General features: G+C 50.2%; 1 tRNA gene and 1 rRNA gene. Both read right to left on the reverse strand.

The annotated features are described in order from the left end of the window. Window positions 1-330: 330 nt before the first annotated feature. Window positions 331-407 (reverse strand) — tRNA-Ile (locus tag IE093_RS22360). Window positions 408-478: 71 nt separating this feature from the next. After that, window positions 479-530: ribosomal RNA gene (locus tag IE093_RS22365) — 16S ribosomal RNA — on the reverse strand; the annotation flags it as partial.

Here is a 530-nt window from a genome sequence, read left to right on the forward strand (position 1 = left end):
CATATAACCCGAAAGGGTCTGGTCGGCGATGACGTCACGACAATTGCCGGATACGCTTGAGACGTATCTTACTTTGTCAGCATGATTCACATTGTTAAAGAGCACTTAAAGCTGGAAGCTTTAAGCTCTAAGCTGGAAGTCGATCGATTTATAGCTTACAGCTTAAGACTTACAGCTATTCGGACTGTCGGGAAGTGGTAGAGCCCACCGGAAACTCAGCCAAGCCAAGCCCCCTAAAACCTCATGCGGAAATTTGTGTGAGACTAGGCGAAAGGCGACGATGTATAGCCTGCTATACGAGGAGCCTTTCAACGACGTATCACGCAAATTTGGTGGGTCTGGGCAGACTTGAACTGCCGACCTCACCCTTATCAGGGGTGCGCTCTAACCAACTGAGCTACAGACCCAAACAGTCGTTGCTCTGGTCGATCAGGTAATTCATTGTGAGCACTTGCCGACAACAGGCGAGGTCGTCGTTTAAGGAGGTGATCCAGCCGCAGGTTCCCCTACGGCTACCTTGTTACGACTTC

This window comes from Litchfieldella qijiaojingensis (genome assembly GCF_014651875.1).
Taxonomy (GTDB): Bacteria; Pseudomonadota; Gammaproteobacteria; order Pseudomonadales; family Halomonadaceae; genus Litchfieldella; species Litchfieldella qijiaojingensis.